This window comes from Verrucomicrobium sp. BvORR034 (assembly GCF_000739635.1).
In the GTDB taxonomy this organism is placed as follows: Bacteria; Verrucomicrobiota; Verrucomicrobiia; order Verrucomicrobiales; family Verrucomicrobiaceae; genus Verrucomicrobium.
This window is the reverse complement of sequence record NZ_BATQ01000077.1, coordinates 1-1,211: the sequence shown is the minus strand read 5'-3', so window position 1 is coordinate 1,211 and position 1,211 is coordinate 1. Positions and strand designations below refer to the sequence as shown.

Sequence of the window (1,211 nt, the reverse complement as noted above, 5' to 3'; positions counted from 1 at the left end):
AATGCATCCACGAGCTTCCCCTCCGCACCGCCACAGAAGAAGCTCGTGGCTGCGTTTGTAAAAACGCGGTCAGGGGCGTCGCTCGCCCCACAAAGACAAGCCACCCCACACGGCCATTTGCCTCCAACGCATTCTCACGAATGCATCCACGAGCTTCCCCTCCGCACCGCCACGGAGGCAGTTCGTGGCTGCGTTTGTAATAACGCGGTCAGGGGCGTCGCTCGCTCCACAAAAACCAAGCCACCCCACCAGGCCACTTGCACCCACGCATTCTCACGAATGCATCCACAAGCTTCCCCTCCGCACCGCCACAGAGGCAGCTCGTGGCTGCGTTTGTAAAAACGCGGTCAGCAAGCATCGCTCGCCCCACAAAGACCAAGCCACCTCAAAAGCTCCCAAAACCTCCGCCACCCACTTGATTTTCTCGATACCACACCCATCCTTTCAACCACGCCCCTCACGCCCGTGGAAGCTACTCCCCCACCGTCTTCACTCGACAAGAATCGCCTCCCCAAACTCCATCCCAACGCGTATCAGCAGTTCTCTGCCACGCATTGGACTCTCTGCATCAACGACCGACGCAAAGGCTGGCTCAATTCAGACTGGCACGCGCAGTTCAGAGAAGTTCTCCTCCACGCCCTGGTCCGTCACAACGCTGCCTGCGCCATGTACTGCATCATGCCCGATCACGCGCATCTGCTCATCGTCGGCACCAGTTTCGAGTCCGACCAACGGTTGTTCATCCGATATCTCAAGCGACATAGCAGCAGCCATCCGCTGTGGACCAAACTGGGAATCGAGTGGCAGAAGGACTCCTACGATCACGTCCTGCGCAATGCCGAGCGAGGACCGCAGGAATTTCAGAACACGGCCCGATACATTGCCAACAATCCGGTGCGAGCAGAGATTGTAGAGGCAGCGGAAGACTACCCGTTCACCGGCGTGATGCTGCCAGGGTATGCCACGCTCCGATGGCACGACGAACGCTATTGGTCCGTGTTCTGGCAGCTACATCCACAAGCGCTATGACAGCGCCCTGGCCGAGCAGATCAAGAGCGCGCCACAGGCGTAGCTCGTGGCTGCGTTTGTAAAAACGCGGTCAGGGAGCATCGCGTGCCCCAGCAAGACCAAAGCCGCCCCACACGGCCACTTGCACCCACGCATTCTCACGAATGCATCCACAAGCTTCCCTCTCGCATCGCCACAGAAGA

At 59.0% G+C, this 1,211-nt stretch carries 1 protein-coding gene; it reads left to right on the top strand.

Going from position 1 to position 1,211, the window contains the following annotated elements; all coding sequences use genetic code 11:
* Positions 1 to 465 precede the first annotated feature (465 nt).
* Positions 466 to 1,029 (top strand): transposase, encoded by a 564-nt coding sequence (locus tag BV034_RS13620; protein WP_050027559.1) that lies wholly within the window; start codon positions 466 to 468, stop codon positions 1,027 to 1,029.
* Positions 1,030 to 1,211: the final 182 nt, after the last annotated feature.